Below are 510 nucleotides of genomic sequence, written 5' to 3'. Positions count from 1 at the left end.
TGACAGCCACTTCAAGGTCCGATGGTACATAAATATCAACGTTACCAATGACTCCGCTAATGACGATTGTGCTTTCTCCCTCGGGAATCATCGCTTTAGATAAATCGATTTTGATATCACCGATAAAACCAGAGACATTTAAATCATTCAGGTCAAACGGCTGCTTCATCATTTGCAGCTCACCGATAAAAAAGCTGCGCATGTCGGGATGTTTTACATCTTTTGGCGGATCATGATGTTCTTTTTTATTGAGGTTGACCTGTTTCTCATTCGGTTCGAATATCGGCTTCCCTTTGACAAGCCTGTAGCCGGCGTAAATCAGAAATGCGGCAAACGCATAGCCGAATAAATTAAAGGTGATGCTGAAGAGGTTTTTCAAAAATAGAAACGCGGCAAAGATATACATGACGGAGCCAAGCCAATCACGGGAATATTTTTTAAGGAAATAGCCGGCAATCAGAAAAAAGAGCGGCCAAAACAGCAGATCGCCTATTCCGATAATTTGCAAAA

At 41.8% G+C, this 510-nt stretch carries 1 protein-coding gene; it reads right to left on the bottom strand.

Translation table 11 applies throughout. The features are described from left to right. Window positions 1-508: LiaRS two-component regulatory system accessory protein LiaF (gene liaF / locus ACWHAR_RS32330; RefSeq protein WP_452089085.1), on the bottom strand; the 508-nt coding region annotated here is incomplete at its 3' end. Window positions 509-510: the final 2 nt, after the last annotated feature.

This window comes from Bacillus sp. LR--39 (genome assembly GCF_053613335.1).
This window is presented reverse-complemented; position numbering and strand designations above follow the sequence as displayed.